Annotated in this window: 18 protein-coding genes; 3 read left to right on the top strand and 15 right to left on the bottom strand. The window is 68.6% G+C overall.

Features of this window, described 5'->3' with window-relative positions:
- Window positions 1–10 precede the first annotated feature (10 nt).
- From FFS62_RS10575 to FFS62_RS10565, 3 genes are read right to left on the bottom strand one after another with little or no spacing between them, the layout of a single operon-like run.
- Window positions 11–772 carry an SDR family oxidoreductase gene (locus tag FFS62_RS10575; RefSeq protein ID WP_137972777.1) on the bottom strand — a complete coding sequence of 254 codons (762 nt, stop codon included), beginning with the start codon at window positions 770–772 and terminating at the stop codon, window positions 11–13.
- Complete coding sequence (locus tag FFS62_RS10570) at window positions 769–1,692, bottom strand: alpha/beta hydrolase (RefSeq protein WP_137972776.1); 924 nt, start codon at window positions 1,690–1,692, stop codon at window positions 769–771. Before FFS62_RS10570 ends, FFS62_RS10575 begins: the two co-directional genes overlap by 4 nt.
- Entirely contained in the window at window positions 1,676–3,151 is a 1,476-nt protein-coding gene (locus tag FFS62_RS10565) for an NAD(P)/FAD-dependent oxidoreductase (protein WP_137972775.1), read from the bottom strand. Before FFS62_RS10565 ends, FFS62_RS10570 begins: the two co-directional genes overlap by 17 nt.
- A gap of 107 nt (window positions 3,152–3,258) precedes the next feature.
- On the opposite strand from FFS62_RS10565, the gene FFS62_RS10560 reads away from it, so the two are divergent.
- Complete coding sequence (locus tag FFS62_RS10560; RefSeq protein ID WP_137972774.1) at window positions 3,259–4,269, top strand: AraC family transcriptional regulator; 1,011 nt, start codon at window positions 3,259–3,261, stop codon at window positions 4,267–4,269.
- Here the strand turns inward: FFS62_RS10560 and FFS62_RS10555 are convergent.
- The gene (locus FFS62_RS10555) at window positions 4,258–5,208 is read right to left on the bottom strand and encodes a YafY family protein (protein WP_137972773.1); all 951 of its coding nucleotides are present in this window, start codon (window positions 5,206–5,208) and stop codon (window positions 4,258–4,260) included. The two genes, FFS62_RS10560 and FFS62_RS10555, sit on opposite strands and share 12 nt — an antisense overlap.
- A gap of 85 nt (window positions 5,209–5,293) precedes the next feature.
- Between FFS62_RS10555 and FFS62_RS10550 the strand changes: the two genes are divergently transcribed.
- Window positions 5,294–6,001 (top strand): glutathione S-transferase family protein, encoded by a 708-nt coding sequence (locus tag FFS62_RS10550; protein WP_137972772.1) that lies wholly within the window; start codon window positions 5,294–5,296, stop codon window positions 5,999–6,001.
- 1 nt (window position 6,002) lies between these two features.
- Here FFS62_RS10550 and FFS62_RS10545 read toward each other — a convergent pair whose 3' ends face one another.
- From FFS62_RS10545 to FFS62_RS10515, 7 genes are all read right to left on the bottom strand, one after another.
- On the bottom strand, window positions 6,003–8,078 hold the full coding sequence (locus FFS62_RS10545) for an LTA synthase family protein (protein WP_137972771.1): 2,076 nt from the start codon (window positions 8,076–8,078) through the stop codon (window positions 6,003–6,005).
- 82 nt (window positions 8,079–8,160) lie between these two features.
- Window positions 8,161–9,762 (bottom strand): SulP family inorganic anion transporter, encoded by a 1,602-nt coding sequence (locus tag FFS62_RS10540; RefSeq protein WP_137972770.1) that lies wholly within the window; start codon window positions 9,760–9,762, stop codon window positions 8,161–8,163.
- Between the two features lie 6 nt (window positions 9,763–9,768).
- A complete protein-coding gene (locus FFS62_RS10535; RefSeq protein ID WP_137972769.1) occupies window positions 9,769–12,282 on the bottom strand; it encodes an RND family transporter in 2,514 nt (837 codons plus the stop codon).
- 21 nt (window positions 12,283–12,303) lie between these two features.
- Window positions 12,304–13,374 (bottom strand): YCF48-related protein, encoded by a 1,071-nt coding sequence (locus FFS62_RS10530; RefSeq protein WP_137972768.1) that lies wholly within the window; start codon window positions 13,372–13,374, stop codon window positions 12,304–12,306.
- Window positions 13,375–13,536: 162 nt separating this feature from the next.
- Window positions 13,537–14,895, bottom strand: a complete 1,359-nt coding sequence (locus FFS62_RS10525; protein ID WP_137972767.1) for a DUF1329 domain-containing protein — start codon at window positions 14,893–14,895, stop codon at window positions 13,537–13,539.
- A gap of 39 nt (window positions 14,896–14,934) precedes the next feature.
- Window positions 14,935–16,839: a DUF1302 domain-containing protein gene (locus tag FFS62_RS10520; protein WP_137972766.1), complete on the bottom strand. Its 1,905-nt coding sequence runs from the start codon at window positions 16,837–16,839 to the stop codon at window positions 14,935–14,937.
- 122 nt (window positions 16,840–16,961) lie between these two features.
- Window positions 16,962–17,525, bottom strand: coding sequence for an alpha/beta hydrolase (locus FFS62_RS10515; RefSeq protein ID WP_137972765.1), 564 nt, complete (start codon window positions 17,523–17,525; stop codon window positions 16,962–16,964).
- 298 nt (window positions 17,526–17,823) lie between these two features.
- On the opposite strand from FFS62_RS10515, the gene FFS62_RS10510 reads away from it, so the two are divergent.
- Window positions 17,824–18,840: an AraC family transcriptional regulator gene (locus FFS62_RS10510; protein ID WP_137972764.1), complete on the top strand. Its 1,017-nt coding sequence runs from the start codon at window positions 17,824–17,826 to the stop codon at window positions 18,838–18,840.
- Window positions 18,841–18,870: 30 nt separating this feature from the next.
- Here the strand turns inward: FFS62_RS10510 and FFS62_RS10505 are convergent, their stop codons facing one another.
- The 4 genes from FFS62_RS10505 to FFS62_RS10490 form a co-directional block, all read right to left on the bottom strand.
- On the bottom strand, window positions 18,871–20,436 hold the full coding sequence (locus tag FFS62_RS10505; RefSeq protein ID WP_137972763.1) for a PAS domain-containing methyl-accepting chemotaxis protein: 1,566 nt from the start codon (window positions 20,434–20,436) through the stop codon (window positions 18,871–18,873).
- 160 nt (window positions 20,437–20,596) lie between these two features.
- Window positions 20,597–21,328 carry a hypothetical protein gene (locus FFS62_RS10500; RefSeq protein WP_137972762.1) on the bottom strand — a complete coding sequence of 244 codons (732 nt, stop codon included), beginning with the start codon at window positions 21,326–21,328 and terminating at the stop codon, window positions 20,597–20,599.
- Window positions 21,329–21,516: 188 nt separating this feature from the next.
- Window positions 21,517–22,143, bottom strand: coding sequence for a CoA transferase subunit B (locus FFS62_RS10495; RefSeq protein WP_137972761.1), 627 nt, complete (start codon window positions 22,141–22,143; stop codon window positions 21,517–21,519).
- 2 nt (window positions 22,144–22,145) lie between these two features.
- A complete protein-coding gene (locus tag FFS62_RS10490; RefSeq protein WP_137972760.1) occupies window positions 22,146–22,841 on the bottom strand; it encodes a CoA transferase subunit A in 696 nt (231 codons plus the stop codon).
- Between the last annotated feature and the right edge of the window lie 38 nt (window positions 22,842–22,879).

Raw genomic sequence — 22,879 nt, 5'->3', positions numbered from 1 at the left:
GACGGGCGGCTCAATCGCGGCTCATCCAGCCCATCAGCAGGCGACTGATGGCCGGTGGCGAAACCTGGCCGGCGCCGTACATCAGGCGGAACAGCCAGTGAATCGGCCGGTGCACCCTGGGCCGCTCGACCTGCCGCCACAGCGCCTGGGCGATGTCCTCGGCGCGCAGCTTCACCCCCATGCGCCGCAGCGCCGGCGGCGTGAAGCGCTGGCTATCGACCATCGGCGTGGCGACGAAGGGCGGCATCAGGTCGCCGACATGGATGCCATGGCGCCGCCACTCCAGCTCCAGCGCCTCGCTCAGGCCGCGCACGGCGAACTTGGAGGCCGAGTAGCTGACCATATGCGGCGTGCCGTACAGGCCGGATGCCGAACCCATGTTGACCACCTGCGCCCCCGGCGTGCCCTTGAGGTAGGGAAAGGCTGCGTGGGTGACCTGCAACAGGCCGAGCACATTGATCTGCAGGATGCGCGCGTGCTCCTCCAGGCTGATGTCCTCGAAATGGCCAAAGCGCAGCACGCCGGCCGAGTTGAACAGCAGGCGCAGGCGCCCACCATGCGCCGCGCAGAAGTCCTGCAGGGCCTCGCGCACCGCACCGGCATCGGTGACGTCGAGCTCCGCATGCCACACCCCACCCAGCTCCGCCGCCAGCGCGGCGAGGGCCTGGTGGTCGATGTCCAGCAGGCCGACGCTCCAGCCGCGGGAATGGAACAGCCGGGCGGCGGCGGCGCCGATGCCCGAGGCGGCGCCGGTAATCAGGATGGTGTTCATCGGCAACCTCGCTCCCCTAGGAATTCGACGATCCGGCCTATGGCCAGGTCGGCCGCGGCCAGCAGGCCGCAATTGATCTGGAACACATGCCACAGGCCCGGATAGACCTCCAGACGCAGATCCAGGCCCGGACGCTCGCCCAGGCGCAGGCTCTGCTGCAGCAGGTGCTCGTCCTCGCCGACCTGCACCAGCAACGGCGGCAGATCGTGCAGATCGGCCCGCAGCGGTGACAGCAGCGGCTGGCCGCGCGCCTCGCTCGCTGGACAGTAGGCGTCCACCCCCTGCTGCAGCCAGCCGCGGGTGATCAGCGGATCGCCGCCCGGCGGCTTGTGCCAGACGCTGCCCGTCAGGTCGGTAACCGGCGACAGGCATACCAGCGCCGCCGGCTGCGGCAGTCCCTGCTCACGCAAGCGCAGCGCGCAGGTCAGCGTCAGATGGCCGCCGGCCGAGTCGCCGGCCAGGACGATGCGTGCGGCCGGCTGGCCCTGTTCCAGCAGCGCCCGGTAGGCGGCCAGCACATCGTCGGCCGCCGCCGGCCAGGGATGCTCCGGCGCCAGGCGATAGTCCAGGGCGCAGACCCGCAGGCTGGCCCGTTTCGCCAGGGTCGTGGTGATGGCGCGATGGGTGCGCGGCGAACCGACCATAAAGGCGCCGCCATGCACATACAGCAGCACCCAGCCGTTATCCCGTGGCGGCAGCAGCCATTCGCAGGCGACGCCGCCGAGCACGCCCGGTTCGCGGCGTACCCCGCGCGCCGCCGGCGCTATCGCGGTAGCCAGGCGCAACACGCGGCGCTGGAGGCGCGGCGCCAGGCGCGGGTGCATGCCGCTACGGAACACCAGCCAGGTGCCGGCTCGCAGCAACGCCGTGAGCAGGCGCTGGGCGAGGCTCGGCGCGGGCAGTTCAACGGACCAGGTCATAGTCGCTCCACTGCGGCCGGCGGGTGTGGCGGCGATAGCTGAAGGTGAAGCCGGACCAGTTGTTGGTGTGCTTGCCGGCGGCATTCTTGTACCAGCTGGAGCAGCCCTGCTCCCACACCGAATGCTCGATGGCCTGCTGCACCCGACGGTTCCATGCCGCCTGCACCGGCTGACGCACGTCCAGGTAGCGCACGCCCTCCTCCAGCTTGGCCAGGCAGTCCAGCACATAGGGGAACTGGCTTTCGAGCATGTAGATGATCGAGTTGTGGCCCAGGTTGGTGTTTGGCCCGTAGAGGATGAACAGGTTGGGGAAGCCGGCGACGCTGATGCCCTTGTAGGCCTCGGCACCGTCCTGCCACGCCTGGTTGAGGTCCAGGCCGCCGAGGCCGCGGATCTGCATCGGCGCGAGGAAATCGCTGGCGGCGAAGCCGGTGCCGTGGATCAGCACATCCACGTCGCGCTCCACCCCGTCGGCGGTGACGATGCCGCGCTCGCTCACCTCGCGGATCGCCTCGCCCACCACCTCCACCTGCGGCTGCACTAGGGCCGGGTAGTAGTCGTTGCTGATCAGGATGCGCTTGCAACCCAGCGGGTAGTCCGGGGTCAGCTTCGCGCGCAGCAGCGGGTCGGCCACTTCGCGGGCGATATGCCAAAGGAACAGCTGGCGATACGGCTTCATCAGCGCGGGCAGGAGAAAGAAGGCCACCCCGCGGGCCTCGTGGAACAGGTACTGCCAGGCCCGGTCGATCTTCTGCGTCCACGGCCAGCGCTGCATCAGCGCCAGCTCGAAGCGGCTGTAGGCACGGTCCGGCTTGGGCAGCACATAGGCCGGCGTGCGCTGGAACAGGTGCAGCCTGCTCACCTTGGCAGCGATCTGCGGCACGAACTGGATGGCGCTGGCCCCGGTGCCGATCACCGCCACGCGTTTGCCGGCCAGATCCACGTCGTGGCGCCAGCGCGCCGAGTGGAAACTGGCCCCGGCGAAACGCTCGAGCCCGGGGATATTCGGGTACAGCGGCCGGTTGAGCTGGCCGCAGGCACTGACCAGCGCCCGCGCGCTGAAGCTGGCACCGTCGGTGGTGGTCACCCGCCACAGTGCGGCCGGCTCGTCGAACCAGGCCTCGGCCACCTCGCTGTTGCAGCGGATGCGCGGGGCCAGGTCATGGCGTTCGATGCACTGGCGCACGTAGGCGAAGATCTCCGCCTGGGGCGCATAGCGCCGGGTCCAGTCGGTCTTCGGCTCGAAGGAAAATGAATACAGGTGCGAAGGCACGTCGCAGGCGGCGCCGGGGTAGTCGTTGTCGCGCCAGGTGCCGCCGGGCTCGCCGCCCTTCTCGAGGATCAGGAAGTCGTCCTCGCCACGCTGACGCAGGCGCATGGCCAGACCGAGGCCGGCGAAACCTGAGCCTATGATCAGCACGCGCAGGGGCGCCTGCTGCTCGGGAGTATTGTTGTTCATTGTTATCTCCGTGAGCCGCCAGTATTGCGGATGAACGGATGCTACTCACTCCCCCTGTTGCGGTTTATGGCATAGTCGGCCAATAAATTGTGACTTTCGGACAAGCCATGCCCCGCCCACGCCGTAGTGCTGTCAGCGTGCAACTCCTCACCCAGTACGGGCTCGATCTCGGCCTGAGCCTCGACGCCTGCCTGCAGAACACCGGCCTGGACTGGCGCCTGCTGGCCGACCCCGGCGCCGAGGTGGAGGCCGAGCAGGAGCTGCAGCTGGTGCGCAACCTGCTGCACGCCGCAGGCGCGCGGCCGGGCCTGGGCCTGCCGCTGGGCCGGCGCTACCGGCTCAACAGCTACGGCATCTGGGGCTTCGCCCTGCTGGCCAGCCCGACCTTCCGCGACGCCGCCAGCCTCGGCCTGCGCTACCTGGACCTGACCTATGCCTTCCACGGCATGCGCCTGGAGGAAAACGACAGCGAAGTGCATCTGCTGCTGGACGATCACGACGTGCCCGCCGACGTGCGTGACTTCCTGCTGGAGCGCGACCTGTCCGGCATGCTGCAGGTGCTGCGCGAGCTGTTCCACCGCGACCTGCCGATCCTGCGGGTGGAGCTGAACCTGGCGCAGCCGGACGATCCGCGGCCCTATGTCGAGGAAATCGGCGTGCTGCCGCAGTTCGGCCAGGCGCACAACCGCTTCGTCTTCCCCCGCCACCTGCTCGACCTGCCGCTGGCCGGTGCCCACCCGCAGGCGGCGCAGCTGTGCGAGGAACAATGCCAGCGCCTGCTGGCCAAGCGCAGCCAGCATGGCGGCCTGGCCGGACGCATCCGCACCCTGCTGCTGGAGCGCCCCGGGCGCTTGCCGGACATGGAACAGGTGGCCAGCGGGCTGAACATGAGCTCGCGCACCCTGCGCCGGCGCCTGGACGAGGAAGGCAGCAACTTCCGCCTGTTGCTGGACGAAGTGCGCCAGGCCCTGGCCGAGGAGCTGCTGGCCACCGGCGGCCTGACCCTGGAGGAGATCGCCGAACGCCTGGGCTACGGCGAGGTATCCAACTTCATCCACGCCTTCAAGCGCTGGAACGGCCAGGCGCCGCGCCAGTTCCAGCGCGGCTCAGGCGGATAGCCGCGCCAGCAGCGCTCGCGCGTGCTCGGCCAGAGCATCGCCCAGCTCGGCCGGCTGCAGCACCTCGAACGGACAGGACAGCTGGCACAGCTGGCGGGCGAACCAGCTCAGGCTCTCGGTGCGCGCCCGCAGCAGCACACCGCCGTCCACCGGCTGCAACAGCCCCACGCGACCGCCCAGCTCCAGGCTGGCCTGCTGCAGCTCGCAGCGCAGCAGCACCTCCACCGCGATGGGCCGCGGCAGGTTGGCCAGGCTCTGCTGCAGATAGGCCTCGATATCGAAACCCTCGGGCTTGCCGAAATAGGCCGGCAGCGGAGTGACCGCCAGCATCCGGTCCAGACGGAACGAGCGCAGGCCACCACGCAGATGGCAGTGGCCCACCGCGTACCAGCAGCCATCGCGATAGATCAGCCCGTAGGGATCGAACTCGCGCTGGCTGTCCTGCCCGTCGCCACTGCGATAGCTCAGGTGCACCCGCTGGCGTAGTTGGGCCGCCGAGGCTAGCGGCAGCAGCACCTGGTCGCCGCCCTCGGCACGGGCCGCCGGCACCGCCAGGGTGATGCTTTCGCTGAGTGCACGCATGCGTGGCTTGAGGTCGGCCGGCATCACCCGTTCCAGCTTGGCCTGGGCGCTGGCCACCGCCGGCGCCGCCTCGGACAAGCCCAGGCGCCGCGCCGCCAGCAGACCGAGAGCGACGGCCAGGGTCTCGTCCTGGGTGAACATCAGCGGCGGTAGCTTGAAGCCGGCCACCAGGCGATAACCGCCATAGCGCCCGCGCTCGGCCAGCACCGGAATGCCCAGCTCCTCCAGCGCGGCGATGTAGCGGCGCAGGGTGCGGCCGTCCATCTCCAGGCGCCGCGCCAGCTCGCTGCCGCTGAGCTGGCCGTGCGCCTGCAGCAGCTCCAGTACCGCCAGTACCCGGGTGGTCGGCTTGGCCATGATTCGCCTCGAAATCTATTAGGGCGGAATATAGCCTGATTAAGCCCTAGCTTGTCCCCATTCCCATCGATGCAAGGAGACAAGCATGCAACCCATCCTCTTCTACGGCGTGCCCCAGGGCTGTTCCTTCGGCTCGATAGTGGCTCTCGAATGGCTGGACCAGCCCTATCTGCTGAATCGCATTGACATGCTCAAGCGCCCCTGGGACCCGCTCTACACCGGAATCAACCCATTGCTGCAGACACCCGCCCTGCTGCTCGAGGACGGTCGGGTGCTGAGCCAGAGCCTGGCGATCCTCCTGCACCTGAACGGCCGCGCCCTGCACAACGGCCTGGGCATCGCCCCCGGCACGCCGGACTACGACCGCCTGGTGCAGACCCTGGCGTTCCTCAACACCGATTTCTTCGCCGCCTTCATCCCGCTGTGGAAGGCCTACGAGCTGGAGGGCCTGAGCGAGGCCGAGCAGAAGCTGTTGCGCATGCTGGGCCGCGAGGACGTGAGCAAGTGCTGCACACATCTGGAGCGAGTGCTGACCGGCCAGCAATGGCTGCTGGGCGAGCGCCGCAGCCTGGCCGATGCCTACCTGGCCGGCATCGGCCGCTGGGTCGACTACCTGCAGCTGTTCGATCTGCAACATGACTTCCCCAATCTCGACCGCTACCTGCGCCAGCTCACCGACGACCCGGCCGTGGCCTACGCCTGGGCCGTCGAGCGCGGCGAGGAGGCCTACAGCGACGTCAGCGCCGGCCATATCAGCCTGGCGGCGCTGCAGCCGCGCCTGGCAGCCCTCTAGCTCACTGGCCGCGTGCCGCCGAACCGGGGCTGTCGGCCACCCCGGTGGTGTTACGCAGAAGGCTCTGGGTCGCCACCTGCAGGAAGGCTTCCAGGCGTTTCTGCAGCAGCGGCTGCTGGGCGTCGCCCTGCAGCACCTGGGCCTTGCGCGCGCCGAGGTCATAGCGATACAGCTTGGCCGGCAGGTCCCTGGGCTGCACCAGGATCTTCTCGCCGCTGACGATGGCCACCGTCTGGTCGCTGCCGGACGGCTTGATCACGCCGATGCCCTGGTCGCCCTCGGGCAGACCGAGCAGGTCGCGGCCCCAGCACTGCTGGCGGGTCTTGCCGCCCAGGCGGGCCATGATGGTCGGCACCACGTCGATCTGCGTGCCGACGGTGTCGCGGCGCGCGCCGAACCGGTCCCGAATGCCCGGGGCCAACAGCAACAGCGGCACGTTGTGGCGGAACAGGTCCATCTCGGTGAGCTGCTCGGGGCTGCCGAAGCCGTGGTCGCCGACGATCACGAACAGGGTGTCCTTGTAGTACGGCGACCGCTTCGCCTTGTCGAAGAACTGGCCCAGCGCCCAGTCGGAATAACGCATGGCGGTGAGGTGCTGGTTGAGCGAGCCGCGGTCGGTCACCGGCGGCACCGGCAGCCGCTCCGGCAGCGCGTATGGCGTGTGGTTGGACAGGGTCTGCAGCAGTGCATAGAACGGCTTGGCCGGGTCCAGCTTGTTCAGCTCCACGGCGGCGCGATCGAACATGTCCTGGTCGGACACGCCCCAGGTCGGGTCGATGAACACCGGATCGACGAAGTCTTCGCGGCCGATGAAGTTGCGCATGCCCTGGTTGCTGAAGAAGCCGGACTGGTTGTCCCACTGGAAATTGCCGTTGTACACGTACAGGTCGTCGTAGCCGCGCGCGCCGAGCTGTTGCGGCAGGCCGGAGAACTGGTGACTGCCTTCCGGCGTGCGCATCAGGTACTCGAAGCTCGGCAGGTTGGGGAAGCAGGCCATGGTGGCGAACATGCCCTGGTGGGTATGGGTGCCATTGGAGAAGAAGCGGGTGAACAGCAGCCCCTCCTGGCTCAGCCGGTCGAAGTTCGGGGTGATGCCGGCATCGCTGCCCAGGGCGCCGACCCAGCGGCCGGCGAAGCTCTCCATCAGGATCACCACCACATGCCTGATCGGCAGCGTGCCCTCGGCCAGCGGCTTGGAGTCGCGGCGGATCGCGGCGCTGCCCTCATCCACCAGCACGTCCTGCTCGCCGAGCAGCATCTGGCGTACCACGGCGAGCGCCTCGGCGTCGGGCATGGTGGCCTTCCAGGCGTTGTCGCGGTGGCTGGAGAAGCTGTTCTCGGCGGCGTCGACCAGGGTCAGCACGCCATTCAGGCCGAGGTGGTTGGCGAACATCGAGTCGGTGGTGAAGGCATCGCCCCAGCGCAGCGGCGGCCCCTGCTTGAGCGTGCCGCGGGCGCAGATCACCGCCAGCAGCAGGCACAGGAAGAACACGCCGAGGCGCCAGTACCAGGCCAGCGCCGGCTTGGCGCGCCGCGGGCGAGTGGCGCCTTCCAGCCAGTGGAACAGCATGCCCAGCGCCAGCGTCGCCAGGGCCCAGGCCAGCAGGTAGCGGCCCACCGGGAACCCGTGCCAGAGCATGCTCGACACGGTGGCCAGGTCCTCCTCCAGGTACTGGAACACCAGGCTGTTCAGGCGCTGGTGGAACTCGCGGTAGAAGTCCATCTCCACCACGCCGAGCAGCAGGGTCAGGCTGGCGACCAGCGTCAGCCACGCCACCTGGGCATTGCGCGCCGCCATGGCGCGTGGGCTGAGCAGCGCCAGCAGCAGCGGCGCCACGGCGTACACCACCACCCGCAGGTCGAAGCGCAGGCCGTTGAAGAAGGCCTCGAACAGATCGCCGCGGCTGACATCGGCGATCAGCTCGCTGTTGTGATGGAGCAGCGCCAGGCGCAGCGACGAATACGTCAGCATCAGCACCAGGGCGCTGGCGAGGGCGAAGAGCAGGTGGCTGGCCACGCTGGGCGGCAGCGGCGCAAGGGATTGCGCAGGGGAACGAGGGGCGTCCACTGAAGGCATGACGAATGGAGTCCGGTCTTGATGAGGGCGAAAATTGTCCGCCCCGACAGGTGAAAATTCCGTCGAGGCGGCCGTTTGACGCTCACATCGCCAGAGGTTCCCTCTCGGCCTCGCACAGCCGACGATAGGCCTGGCCGGTGGTCTCGAACAGCTCGCCGCCGATCTCGCGCTGCAGGCTGGCCCGGCGCAGGCGATCCATCACCGGTCCTTTGATGGCCGACAGGTGCAGGCGCACACCGCGGGCGGCCAGGCTGCGGCTCAGCTCACCGAGGGCGGCCAGCGCGGAGAAATCCATGCTGTTGACCGCGGACATGTCGAGCACCAGCTCTCTGGTCTCGGCCGTCACCAGGTCTTCGATGCGCGCCCCCACCGCCGCCGCGTTGCCGAAGAACAGGCTGCTGTCGACCCGCAGCAACAGCAGGTGCGGCCGGGTTTCCACCGCATGGCGACGCACATTGCGGAAGGTCTCGCCGTCGGCCATGCGCCCGAGCACGGCGATGTGCGGCCGCGCGTTGCGCGCCAGGTGACCGCCGAGCGACAGCAGCACGCCGACCAGTACGCCCTGCTCCACGCCCAGCAACAGCACGCTGCCGGCGGTGGCCAGCCATACGCCAGCCTCCCCGCGGTCGAAGTGCCAGGCCCGGCGCAGGCCATCGAGGTCGAGCATGCCGAGCACCGCGTAGATGATGGTCGCCGCCAGGGCCGGCAACGGCAGCAGGCTCAGCCAGCCGCCGGGCAGCAGCAAGGCCAGCGCCAGCAGCAGTGCGGTGACCACGCCGGCCAGCTGGCTGCGTGCGCCAGCGGCATGGTTGAGGGCCGAGCGCGACAGCCCGCCGCTCACCGGCAAGCCCGCCGTCAGCGCGCTGGCCAGGTTGGCCAGGCCCTGGCCGAGCAGCTCGCGGCTATCGTCGACGCGCTCGCCGCGCCGCTGCGCCAGCATGCGCGCCGAGGAATGGCCGGAGACGAAGACCACGAAGGCCAGCAGCAGCGCCGACGGCAGCAGTTCGGGCCACAGCCCGGGCTGCAGGCTGAGCCCCAGCGATGGCAGGCCCTTGGGCAACTCGCCGAGTACCCGCACCCCGGCCTGGTCCAGATCACCGAGGGCCACCAGCAGGGTGGCGAGCGCCAGCAGCAGTGCCGGAGCCAGGCGCGAAAGTACCGCTGGCAGGCAGCGGCGCACGGCGTACAGCGCGAGCAATGTGCCCAGGCCCAGTGCGGCCGAGGGCCAGGCCGCTGGCGCGCCGAGCAGTGCATCGACCTGCCCCGCCGCCACCAGCAACGCGGCGCCGGCGGTGAAGCCACCGAGCACCGGGGCGCTGAGCAAGGCACAGAGGAAACCCAGACGCAGCAGCGCACAGAGCACCAGCACGGCGCCACTCAGCAGCGCCAGCTGGGCGGCCAGCACGGGGGCGCCGAGTGTGCTGGTCGCGTGCAATTCGGCCAGGGCCGTGGCGGTCACCAGCGAGGTCAGCGCCATCGGCCCCACCGACAGCGTGGTGCTGCTGCCGACCAGAGCATAGGCCAGGGCCGGCACGATGCTGGCGTACAGCCCGAGCACCGGCGGCAGGCCCGCGACCATGGCATAGGCCATGCCCTGCGGCAGCAGCATCAGCGCCACCACCAGGCCGGCGCCCAGGTCACCGCCGAGCATCTCGCGGCGGTAGCCCTTGAGCCAGGCGAGCATGTCGCGCTAGCGCCCGGCGACCCGGCGCAGTTCTTCCTGCAGCTCGGCACGCTTGCGCTGCGCACCCTTGCCGAACGGCCAGCCGATGATCGAGCCGCGCTCGCCCTGGCCGACATGGCGCAGCAGGAAGTGCGACAGCGCGGGAATCAGCACCAGGGCGCCGAGCATGTTCCACAGCAGCATGAAGGTCAGCAGGATGCCCATGTCGGCCTGGAACTTGATCGGCGACCAGGCCCAGCACACCACGCCGGCGGCCAGGGTGATGCCGACCAGAGCCACCACGCGGCCGGTGAAGGCCACTGCGCTGCGGTAGGCGTCGCCCAGGCTGCGGCCCTGGCGCTGGTAGTGCAGCTGCACGCTGAGCAGGTACAGCGCGTAGTCCACGCCGATGCCCACGCCGAGGGCGATCACCGGCAGGGTCGCCACCTTCACGCCGATGCCCATGGCCACCATCAGCGCCTCGCACAGCACCGAGGTGAGCACCAGCGGCAACAGCGCCACCAGCATGGCGCGCCAGCTGCGGAAGGTGATCAGGCAGAACACCGCCACCGCCAGGTAGACGTACAGCAGCATGCTGCGGTTGGCCTCGCGCACCACGAGATTGGTCGCTGCCTCGATGCCGGCCGAGCCTGCGGCCAGTAGGAACTGGCGGTCCTCGGTACTGTTGTCCTTGGCGAAGCGCTCGGCGATGGCCACCACGCCGTCCAGGGTCTCGGCCTTGTGGTCCTTGAGGAAGGCGATCACCGGCATCAGCGAGCACTGTGTGTTGAACAGCTCGGGAGCGTTCACCGAGGCCTGCTGGGCGGCGTAGTTGAGCACGTCCTGATTGCGCTGCAGGCTGGCCATCTTTGGGTTGCCCTCGAAGGAGCCGGCGGTGATCTGGCGCACCGCGTTGACCAGCGACATGGTGGTCTGCACCCCCGGATGCTGCTGCAGCTCCCAGGCCAGGCGGTCGGCCAGCACTAGCGTGCGGTAGTTCAGACAGCCCTCGGGGCCGGTCTTGATCATCACCGCGAACAGGTCGCTGGACAGCGCGTAGTGGCTGGTGATGTAGGCGTTGTCCAGGTTGTAGCGCGAGTCGGCGCGCAGCTCCGGGGCGCCACGGTCGAGGTCGCCGATCTTCAGCTGCAGGCTGACGACAAAGCCGCCGATGCCGAGCAGCGCCGCCAGCAGCACGGCGCCGGTCGCCCATTTGGGCGTGGTGAAGCGGTTCAGGCAGTCCCAGACGCGGCCGAAGCCACGGTGCTGCTTGGCCTGGTCGTCGATGCGCAACGCACGCTCGGCAGCCTTCTTGCCGACGCCGACGTAGGACAGCGCCACCGGCATCAGCAGCAGGCTGGTGAACACCAGCACGGCCACGCCGATGCTGGCGGCGATGGCCAGGTCCTGGATCACCGGGATGTCGATCAGCATCAGCACGGCGAAGCCGACGGCGTCGGCCAGCAGCGCGGTGACGCCGGCGATGAACAGGCGGCGGAAGGTGTAGCGCGCGGCGATCAGCTTGTGGGTGCCGCGGGCGATGTCCTGCATGATGCCGTTCATCTTCTGCGCCGCGTGGGACACGCCGATGGCGAAGATCAGGAACGGCACCAGCACCGAATAGGGGTCTATGCTGTAGCCCAGCCAGGCGACTATGCCCAGCTGCCAGACCACCGCCAGCAGCGAGCAGCCGATCACCAGCAGGGTGCTGCGCAGGCAGCGGGTGTACAGCAGGATGATGGCGAAGGCGGCCACTACCGCCAGGGCGAAGAAGGCCATGACCTGCAGCAGGCCGTCGATCAGGTCGCCGACCAGCTTGGCGAAGCCGATCACCCGCAGGCTGTAGGCGCCCTCTCCACTGGCATCCTTGCTGGTGTGCTCGACCTTGTCGCGCAACTGGTCGAGGGCCTTGGCGAAGGCGTAGTAGTCGATGCCGTGGCCGGTGGCCGAGTCCTTGTCCAGCAGCGGCACCACCAGCATGCTCGACTTGAAGTCGTTGGCCACCAGGCTGCCGACGATGCCGGCGCGGCCGATGTTCTGCCGCAGCTGCTCGATGCTGGCGGCCGAACCGTCATAGCCATCGGGCATCACTGCGCCGCCCTGGAAGCCCTCCTCGGTCACCTCGGTCCAGCGCACGCTGGGTGCCCACAGCGAGCGCAGCCAGGCGCGGTCCACGCCGGGGGTGAGGAACAGCTCGTCGCTAACCTGCTTGAGCACGGCCAGGTAGGCCGGGTCGAAGATGTCGCCGCGGCGGTTCTCCACCACCACCCGCACCGAGTTGCCCAGGCCGCGCAGCTGATCGCGGTTGTCGAGGAAGTTGCGGATGTAGGGCTGGCTCTGCGGCAGCATCTTCTCGAAGCTCGGCCGCAGCTCCAGACGGGTCAGCGCCATGTAGGCGAACAGCAGCGAGAGCATGGCGATGACGGCGACGAACCAGGGCCGGTGGTTGAACAGCAGGCGCTCGAGGAAGTGCCCGCTGTTGCGGTCGAAATCGCGCAGGTCGCGGATCACCGGCATGCTGTCTTGTTTGATGGTGCCCATGATGGTTTCTCGTTGACCTCGTTATGGCAGGCGCTGGCTGCGCACACCGCGATTGCCGACCAGCGCCAGGCTGTCGTCGGCGGCGAAATCGGCACCGGCTATCGGTGCCATCACGCTCTGCGGCAGCATTTCCAGGCTGCTACCTTGCGGCAGCAGGCGCAGCACGTGGCCGGCCTGGCTGAACAGATGAATGCGCCCGGAGCCATCCCACGCGGCAGCGGTGATGCTGCTCTGCAGGCCGCTGTCCAGCGTGCTCCAGCTGGCGCCGGCATCGGTGCTGCGCAGGATGTGGCCGCGCAGGCCGTAGACCAGCAGCTCGCCGCGCAGGCCGATGACGCCGAACAGGCTGCCGGCGTAGGGAATCTGCAGGGCGACGAAGCGCTGCTGCTCGGCGCTCCAGCGCAGCAGCAGGCCCTGCTCGCCGGCGATGTAGGGCACGCCATCGACCGCGCCGATGGCATTCAGGTGCAGGCCCTGGGGGTTGTCGGTGCGCTCGCCGAACGGGCGCCAATGCTGGCCGCCGTCGTCGGTGCGCAGGATCAGGCCGAACACGCCGACCGCGTAGCCGAGTCGCTCATCGGCGAACCAGACGTCGAGCAGCGCCTTGTCGGCGCCCTCCTCGACCATGCGCTGGGCCTCGGCCAGGCGCAGCGGCCACTCCTCGCTGGCCGGCTCGGCGGCGGCCAGCGCCGCGTAGTGCTGCTGCATCAGGGCGCCGATCTGGCGGCCGTCGAGCTGCTTGCTCCAGCTGCCGCCGGCGTCCGCGCTGTGCAGGATCACACCGTCGTGGCCCACCGCCCAGCCTTTCGCCCGCGAAGGGAAATACACGGCGGTGAGGTCGCTGCTTACCGGCACCCGGGCCTGCTGCCAGTGGCCGCCGGTGTAGTCGGAATACAGGATGTGGCCACGCTGGCCCACCGCGACCAGATTGTCTCCCGTGCGGGAGACGTCGTTCAGCGGTGCCCGCTCTGCCAGTGGACTGGTACGCGCCGGCAGATCCAGCACGTCGATGAACTCGCCCCGGACAGCGCCAGGCAGCACGCCCAGCAGCAGGCCCAGCAAGGGAAGCAGGACTCGGTAGAAATCACTCATGGTCAATCTCGGCAATAAGGTTGCGCCGCGGGCACGGGTGCCATGCCCTGCGGCGCCGGATCAATGCCCCCGCCGTGCCACGCCGGCCCCCGGATTCCGGACGGCTGACGTTCTGCCCAGGGGGACCGGGCGGCACGTATGGCGGGGTTTGCGACCCGAAACTCAGCGGATACCGGCACCGGCCAGCGACTCCGGCGCCCACTGCGCCTTGGCCAGGGTGTCGATATAGCGGATGCCGCCATACGGGCCGACTACGCCGTTGATGTTGTAGGTGCCGCCGATCAGGTCGTAGATCATGAACGGCGTGGAGTCCGGCACGGTCTTGTCGTAGCTCTGGCTGAGGAAGGCGAAGGAGCCGCGGTAGAGCTGGCCATTGGCGTCGTACTGGTCGGAGGCGAGAGCCACCCAGCTGTCCTCGTCGAGGTAGAAGCGACGCTTGGCGTAGATGTGTCGCGAGCCCTGCTTGAGGGTGCCCTCGACCACCCAGACGCGGTGCTTCTCCCAGCGCACCAGCTCCGGCGCCACGTGGTTGGCGGTGGTGATGGACTTGGCCTCGGGCGCGTAGGTCAGGCGGTAGGTGTTGTACGGCACGATCATTTCCTGCTTGCCCACCAGCTTCCAGTCGAAGCGGTCCAGCGCACCGTTGAAGACGAACACGTCGTCGTAGGTGCCGGCCCCGGCGGTACCCGGGTTCGGCGTGTCATAGGCCAGGCTCGGCGCCAGTTTCACCCGGCGCACGCCCGGCAGGTATTGCCAGGCGCGGCGCGGCTGCTCCAGCGGGTTGGCGGCGTCGCGCAGCATGATCGCCTCTCCGGCGCGGCGGGCCGGACCGGTGTAGTACAGCTTCATCTGGTAATAGGTGTCGGCCGCCCCGATGGGCTTGTTCATGTCCTCGTAGATCGGGTAGCTGATGAAGGCCTTGCCGGTGGTGGCCAGGCTGGCCACGCCGGCGGCGTCCACGTTCCACGAGTCGTACTTGGAGTTGATGGTCACGCCCTGGTAGCGCAGCAGGAAGTTCCACATGGCCTCGGCGCCCGACTGCGGGATCGGGAACGGCACGCCGGGCAGCACGTTGTCGATGGCCTGGCCGCCCTCCAGCGCCTTGGCGCCGGTGGCGTTCTTCAGGCTGTTGTCCAGTACCGCCTGGGGCATGGCCACGGTACGGTGGGTCGGGAACAGTTCGACACGGAAGCTCGGGAAGCGCTTGGCCAGTTCCACCGTGGTGGCGCTGAGCTGGCCCTTGTACTGCTCGACATTCTTGCCGTCGATCACCAGCAGCGGCTTCTCGCCGGCGAAGGGATCGGGGCGCACGCTGTCGCCGGCCTTGAAGCTGGCCGGGGCCTGGGTCAGGCCACCTGCGTAGGCGGGAATCGAGCCATCGGCGTTGCCGGCCTTCTCGGCGCCGACCAGGGTCAGGCTGGTACCGAGCTGGGCCGCCTGCTCGGCGGAAACGGCGGCATGCGCCTGGCCGGCAACGGCCAGGGCGAGGGAAGCGGCCAATACGGTGTGCACGAATTTCATCTTGTTGTTCTCCTGCTCAGAGGCTGGGCAATTCGTGGATCAGAAAGTGGTTTTGAAGGTCAGGTACACCGCGCCGCGGTCTTCGCCGCTGGCGCCGCCACCGGAGAAGGACGAGTAGCCGCCGGCGTAGCAGGTGTAGCGCTGGGTCAGGTCGAGGGCATTGGGGACCGCACCGTCCGCGGCGCCGTCTTCGCACTTCTCGGCGTCGCCGAAGGAGTCCACGTACTTGAGGTCGACGTAGTACTGGTTGTAGATGGCCGCGCTGACGCCTACCGAGTAGTTGCCGGTGTCCTCGGCGCCGCCGGCGGCGACCGGGGAAACCCCGTCGATGCCGACGTTGATCGACATCGGCGCGGAGAGGTCCACGCCCGGGAACACCTGGTACCAGGTCGGGGTGAAGTTGACCGCCACGCCCCAGTTGTCGCGGGTCGGCTTGTCGATGCCGTGGTAGCTGTCCTCGCCCTTGTACAGCGCCTGGTTCTTGCTATCGAGGCTCAGCAGGTTGCTGTAGTAGACCTCGCCGAGCAGGGTCGCGGCATCGAACAGCGGCGTCTCGGGCAGGGCCACCAGGCCGTTGACCACCCAGTGCAGGGTGTCGCCGGTGGCGCTCATGCTCTCGCCTTCCTTGAGCGGGGCGTCGACCACGCCGGTGGCGGCGTTGCGCGGCGACAACGGGCCGGCGCCGTTGACCAGCAGCGGGCTGTAGATGGCCGGAATGCTCGACAGCGGCATGCCGTGGCGGATGTTCAGGTCGCTGCCGACGCTGATGCCGCCGATGTCCTTGGACAGGCTCAGGCCGTAGATATCGATGTCCTCGCCATAGGCCAGGCGATAGGAGGTGGTCTCGATGGAATTGCGCAGACCCGGAACGCCACCGGCCAGGGTCAGGCCACGGGCATCCAGTACGGCCTGGGGCAGGATGTCGGAGGTGTTGCGGTAGTAGAGACCCAGGGTGCCATCCAGCCACTCCGGCGACCACTTGGCCATCACGCCCCAGTCGCCCTGGTCGTCCGGGGTCAGGTCGTCGCCACGGCGAATGGTGCTCAGGGTGCCGTTGGGGCCGGCCAGGCCGGGGCCACCGGTGTGGCCCAGGAGGAAGGACTGGGCGCCCTCGCCGATCAGGTCGGAAGTACCGTAATAGGTACCGGCTTCCGGCAGGCGCGCGGCGTCCCAGTTGAAGAAGTACTGGGCACCGAAGGACCACTCGGAATTGAGGGTGAAGCTGGTGGACAGCTGGTTGCGCGGCACGAACAGCTCCTTGGCCTCGGTGCCTGGCGATGCCGCCAGCTTGGCCAGGTCCAGGCCGGACTGGCCGTAGCTGATCGAGTGCACCGGGTTGAGCACGGTCTCGCCCCAGAACACATTGTGCTGGCCGGCCTTCAGGCTCAGCAGTGACTCCTCGCCGACCTCGGTGCTGTAGAACACGAAGGCATCGAGGACCTCGCCGGACGGGCCACTGTAGTAGCGCTGGGCATAGCGGCTCAGGTGGGGACTGCCGAACGCTTGCGGCGCAGCCGGACGGCCGTTCCAGCCGGCGATCGACGAGTAGTCATCGTTGCCGTTGACGAAGGGATTGGAGCTGGAGCCGGTGTTGTCGTAGGCCTTGTCGTACCAGCTGGCGGTACTGACGCGGAAGCCCATGCGGTTCTGGTACACCACATCCAGCTCGGTCAGCAGGTCGACGCGGTTGGTGATGTTGGTGCCGGCCTTGCGGAAGTTGTAGTTGCCGTCGTTGTTGTTCGGCGTGCCGAGCATGCGCGAATCGGCGCTCTCGGTGCGCAGGCCGTAGTTGTACTTGACGGTGTTGTCGAAGCGCACGGACCAGTCCGGGCTGCCGGTGTCCACTTCGAAGGCCTGGGCGGCCGGCACGGCGGCCAGCATGATGGCCGTGGCCAATAGGCTTCTACGCAAGGGAAAGCGATGCTGCTTGTTATTGTTGTGCATAGCGTTGACTCCGCATTTTTGGGGCTTACGACTTGCCGCGCACGCGGGTTGACCGCGGGAGCGGGTTAATGGGTGGCTTTTCCTTGTTCGGCTGAAGGGGTTGCGTGCTTCCGTGGCGGGCCTCAGCCCAGCAGTGCCTGAATCAGGCTCTCGGCCTGGGGCCAGTCGCCATAACCGGACGCAGGGTTGAGGTGACCGACCGCGCCCAGCTCGACCAGGGCGCCGCCCCAGTCGCGGGCCATCTCGCGCACCGCCTCCAGGCTGGCCAGGTGGTCGTTGCTGCTGGCCGCGACGATGCTGGGGAACGGCAGCGGGCCGCGTGGCAGCGGCGACCAGCCGTTCTCCTCGAGCACCTGGGGGCTGGGATACTGCGGCGGCCACTCGCTGTTCAGGTCCGGCGGAGTCACCAGCAGCGCGCCGAGGATCGGCCGCGCATGGCGGGCGGCCCAGTGCACTGCCATCAGCACGCCGGCGCTGTGGGCGACCAGCACCACCGGGCCCTCGATGCGCTGCAGCTCGCGCTGGATGGCGTCGACGCGGGCGGCCAGGCTGAGCTTGTCGGTCTCCAGCGGCGGCACCGTGCGGCAGTTGGGCAGGCGCGCGGCGAGCAGCGTCTGCCAGTGGTCGGCGACGTGGTCGCGCAGGCCGGGAATGATGAGGACGGTGAATGCTGTGCTGTTGGCCACGCCGGGCTCCTGACTGCGGTCCGTTAGCGGCGCGCCTGGCGCCGGGGTTGAGCAGACAGTAGTGGGCGCGACCCGCCGGTCGCTTCACATTAGGCGTCAGCCATTTCGCAATTCATGACATGGCTTGGTGAGTCATGTCCTTGGCGCGCAGCCGTCGCTCAGCGCAACGCTGCTAAGCTCTGCATGGAAGGTCCCATTTTTCATTTCATGACATCCTAGTGCCGCTTGCCACAGGCTTGGGGCATCATGCGCGGCGGCCGTCACAAGCGGCTTATGCCTGTGTGAAGGAACTAGAACAATGACAACACTGGTTCGCGCAGCGGTACTCACCAACTACCTGGAGGTGGCCCAGCATCTGGGTCTCAAGCCCCAGGCGCTGCTCAACGAAGTGGGCCTCAGCAAGAACCTGCTGCAGGACCCGGAACACCGCATCCCCATCGACGCCGCCGTGCGCCTGCTGGAGAACTCCGCCAATGCCAGCGGCTGCCAAACCTTCGGCCTGCGCATGGCCGAGTCGCGCCAGCTCTCCGACTTCGGCGCGGTCAGCCTGCTGCTGACCCACCAGCGCACCCTGCGCGAGGCCCTGCAGGTGGTGGTGCAGTACCGCCACCTGCTCAATGACTCGCTGGCCATCTTCATCGAGGAGGCCGGCAGCATGGTGATCATCCGCGAAGAGGTGGTCACCGAGACCGGCCTGAGCTGTCGCCAGGGCAACGAGCTGGCCATCGGCGTGATGTACCGCCTGTGCGCCGCCCTGCTCGGCGCGCATTGGAAACCGATCAGCGTCAGCTTCACCCATCCGGCGCCGGATGACCTGCAGGTGCACCGCCGCGTGCTCGGCCAGAAGCTGGAGTTCAATGGCGAGTTCAACGGCATCGTCTGCCACGCCGCCGACTTCGATGTGCCCAACCCGCAAGCCGATCCGGCCATGGCGCGCTACGCCCAGCGCTTCCTCGACTCGCTGCAGGCCGAGCAGGAAACGCCGCTGGTGTTCGAGGTGCGCAAGGCCATCTACCTGCTGCTGCCCATGGGCCGCGCCACCATCGAGCAGATCGCCATGGCCATGGGCATGAACGTGCGCACCCTGCAGCGCCGCCTGGAAGACAACCAGGCGACCTTCAGCGACCTGATCAACGGCGTGCGCCGCGACCTGGTGATTCGCTACCTGGAGAACCCCAGCTATTCGCTGGGGCGTATCGCCGACATGCTCGGCTACTCGATGCCCAGCTCCTTCACCCGCTGGTTCATCGGCCAGTTCGGCCTGCCGCCAGCGGCCTGGCGCAGCGAGCACGGCGCGCTACGCAAGGAAAAATGACGGCGGGGCGCATGCGCCCCGCCCGGCCCCTCAGCGATCGAAGCGGGCCACCAGCGCGTGCAGGGCCAGCGCGGTCGACTCCAGCTCGCCGCCCAGATGCGCGGAGCGCCCGGTGATCAGCGAGGTCTGCTCGGAGGCCTGGGAGATGTTGCCGATCTGCCGGGCGATGCTCTCCGCCACCTGGCTCTGCTGCTCGGCAGCGGCGGCCATCTGATCGGCCATGTGATGGATGCGCTCCACCGCCTGGGTGATGCCGCCCAGCGCGCTCTCGGTCTCCACCACCCGCTGCACGCCACGGTGCGCCTCGTCGCTACCCTGGCGAGCGATGGCCACGGCGTGCCCGGCCACCTCCTGCAGGCCGGCGATGATGCGCTGGATGCTCTCGGTGGACTCCTGGGTCTTGGACGCCAGCGCCCTCACCTCGTCGGCCACCACGGCGAAACCTCGGCCCTGCTCGCCCGCCCGCGCCGCCTCGATGGCCGCGTTGAGCGCGAGCAGATTGGTCTGCTCGGCGATGGCGCGGATCATGTTGGCCGCCTGCTGGATCGACTGCGCCTCGCCGGCCAGGCCCTCGACCGAGGCGCTGATGCCTTCCACCGTCTGCGCCAGTTTCTCCACCACCAGCCGGCTCTCACCGGCCTGGCGGCTGCCGCCGTGGGCCAGCTGGTTGACCTGGCGGGCCTCCTCGGCGGTCAGCTGCACATGGCTGGCAACCTGGTTGATCGAGGCCGCCATCTGCTGCATGGCGGTCGCCGCCATCTCGGTCTCGGCGCGCTGCACCTGCAGTGCCTGCTCGGCCTGGTGCACCAGCTGGCCGTTCTGCGAGGCCTGGTTGGCGGTGCGGTCGGCATAGGCGCTGAGCAGGCCGAGGGCGGTACGGATGCGCGCGCCCTCGCTGATCAGTGCCAGCTGCAGGCGCGCCACCGCGCCGCTGTCATCGGTATAGGTGCGCGCCACCAGCTCGCTGGCGAAGGCCTTGGGCGCGGCGGTGGCCACCTTGAGCAGCGCACTCCGCACGTAGGCCATGGTCACCAGCGCCTGGCCCAGGCCGAGCAGCACCAGCAGCGTCACCGCGGCAGCGGGCCAGCCGGCGAACAGCAGCGCGGGGCCGGCCAGCCCCGCCAACAACGGCAACGACAGGAAGCGCGCCAGCACCTGGAGCTTCTCGTGCAGCGGCGCCGCCGGCAGTCCGCGGTTGAGCCGCGCATAGAGAGCCGAGGCGCGGCGTACCTGATCGAGCTGCGGGAATTCGCGCACCGACTCGTAGCCGACCACCTCGCCGCCGTCGAGGATGGGCGTGACGTAGGCGCTGACCCAATAGTGATCGCCGTTCTTGCAGCGGTTCTGCACCACGCCCATCCAGCTCTTGCTCGCCTTCAGGTAGTCCCACATATGGTCGAACACTGCCGCCGGCATATGGGGGTGGCGCACCAGGTTGTGCGGGCTGCCGATCAGCTCCTCGCGGCTGTAGCCGCTGACCTCGACGAAGGCGTCGTTGCAGTAGGTAATAATGCCGCGGGTGTCGGTGGCGGAGATCAGCCGCTGGTTGGCGGGGAAGCTGCGTTCCCGGCCGCTGATGGGCATGTTGAGACGCATCACGACTCCTGTCGGCAGGGCCGACCTGTGTAGAGGAAACTTGTCCCCGCCCGGCACGGCCTGCGCCGGCGGAGTCCGGTCTGTAGGGGCACTGTAGGAGGGGGCGGAGCGCCCCTGCTTCGCTTTAGCCGTCAGCGCCTTTTCATTTGACGACGGCCGGCTACCGCTCGGCGGGCTCCAGGCCCAGCGCCAGCTCGTCGAGATCCAGCACCGCCCGACTCAGGTAGAACTCGGCGCCGCCATTGCCCTCGCTGCCGCCCTGCTGCAGCTGACGGCGCACGAAGCGATAGTTGCCACGAATCTTGGCCAGCGCCGCCGCCTGCTGGCCGTGCTGCCCCTGCAGCAGGTCGAAGCGTTGCTCGATGGCGCCATCCAGCTCCGCCAGGCGCTCGGCCGGCAACAGCCAGGCCTCCTTCTGCGGCAGCGGGTAGTGACGCAGCTGATAGTCCAGCAACAGCCCGGCGAGGTCGCGACTCTGCTCGCCGAGCGGCTGCGCCGGACCGATCCGCGCCAGCTCGCGGCTGGCCGCATCGCCCAGCTGGCGACGCTGTTCCAGCAACAGGCTGATCAGCTGCGGATAACGCTCACGCTCGCTGCGCGGCAAACCATCCAACTGGTCGAACAGCCGGTGCATGGCCGCCAGCGGCCGGGCCAGCTCCGCTGGTTGGCCGAGCTGCTGCACGTCGGCCTCCAGGCTGTTGAGATGGTGGAACACCGCGGTGAGGATGCGCGGATCGGGGGCCCGCTCGCGGGGGTCGAAGTACAGCATGGCGCTGGCGCAGAGCAGCCGGCTGTGGCTGTCCAGCGCATACAGCTGACGCACCGCGCGGGCATCGGCCAGCGCGTCCAGACACAACAGGCAGAGCAGGTACGGCAGAACAGTCCTTCGCATCGTCCGGTCCTCGTGGGTCGTGGTGTCGCAGGTGCCTCGATAAAAGGTGCGCACGGCTGAGGGAGCGCCAGCCGTCGCACGAAAGCCGGGGCGCGAACCCCGGTGGGACACGTCCCGCCATGGAGCGAACGGGACGTGAAAAACGCTTCGCCGGGCCAAGCGGCGCGGCGGGCAGATCGCCGACAGACTCAGCGCAGGATGGTGCAGCCGGTGGCGGCCTGCAGCTGGTCGAAGTCGACGCCCGGGGCCATCTCCACCAGCTCCACGCCGGCCTCGGTGATGTCCAGCACGGCCAGGTCGCTGATGATGCGGTCGACCACGCCGACGCCGGTCAGCGGCAGCTCGCAGCGCTCGAGGATCTTCGGCTCGCCCTTGGCCGTGTGCTCCATCAGCACCACCACGCGGCGCACGCCGGCCACCAGGTCCATGGCGCCGCCCATGCCCTTGATCATCTTGCCGGGGATCATCCAGTTGGCCAGGTCGCCCTGCTGCGACACCTGCATGGCGCCGAGCAGCGCCAGGTCGACATGCCCGCCGCGGATCATGGCGAAGCTCTCGGCGCTGTCGAAGAAGCTGCTGCCGGGCAGCGTGGTGATGGTCTGCTTGCCTGCGTTGATCAGGTCCGCATCGACCTCCTCCTCGCCCGGGAACGGGCCGATGCCGAGCAAGCCGTTCTCGCTCTGCAGCCAGACCTCCATGCCCTCGGGGATGTAGTTGGCCACCAGGGTCGGCAGGCCGATGCCGAGGTTGACGTAGAAGCCGTCCTGCAGCTCCTGGGCGGCGCGTTGCGCCATTTCTTCGCGGGTCCAGGCCATGCTCAGCTCCTCGTGGTGCGCATCTCGATGCGCTTCTGTGGGTTGGCGTTGAGTACCAGGCGCTGCACGTAGATGCCCGGCAGGTGGATCTCGTCCGGGGCCAGCTCGCCGACCTCGACTATCTCCTCCACCTCGGCCACGCAGACCCGGCCAGCCTTGGCGCACAGCGGGTTGAAGTTGCGCGCGGTCTTGCTGAAGGTCAGGTTGCCGGCGCGATCCGCCCTGGCGCCCTTGATCAGCGCCAGGTCGGCGGTCAGCGAACGCTCCATCACGTACCACTCGCCATCGAACTGGCGGGTCTCCTTGCCCTCGGCGATCTGCGTGCCGTAGCCGGTGCGGGTGAAGAAGGCCGGGATGCCGGCACCGCCGGCGCGCAGCTTCTCGGCCAGGGTGCCCTGGGGGGTGAATTCCAGCTGCAGTTCGCCGGCCAGGTACTGGCGTTCGAACTCCTTGTTGCCGCCGACGTAGGAGGAAATCATCTTGTCGATCTGCCGGCTGTACAGCAGCGGGCCGAGGCCGAAGTCGTCGACCCCGCAGTTGTTGCTGATGATGGTGAAGCCGCGTTTGCCGGTCTCGCCCAGCGCCGCGATCAGCGCCTCGGGAATGCCGCACAGGCCGAAGCCGCCGGAGGCGATGCTGATGCCGTCAGCCACCAGCCCCTCTAGCGCCGCGTGGGCGTTGGGGTAGATCTTGTTCATCGACAGTCTCTCTCGGGTTGTGCCGGCGCCAGCGCCGG

Origin of the sequence: Pseudomonas sp. F(2018), from assembly GCF_005508865.1 — a bacterium.
Taxonomy (GTDB): domain Bacteria; phylum Pseudomonadota; class Gammaproteobacteria; order Pseudomonadales; family Pseudomonadaceae; genus Aquipseudomonas.
This window is presented reverse-complemented; position numbering and strand designations above follow the sequence as displayed.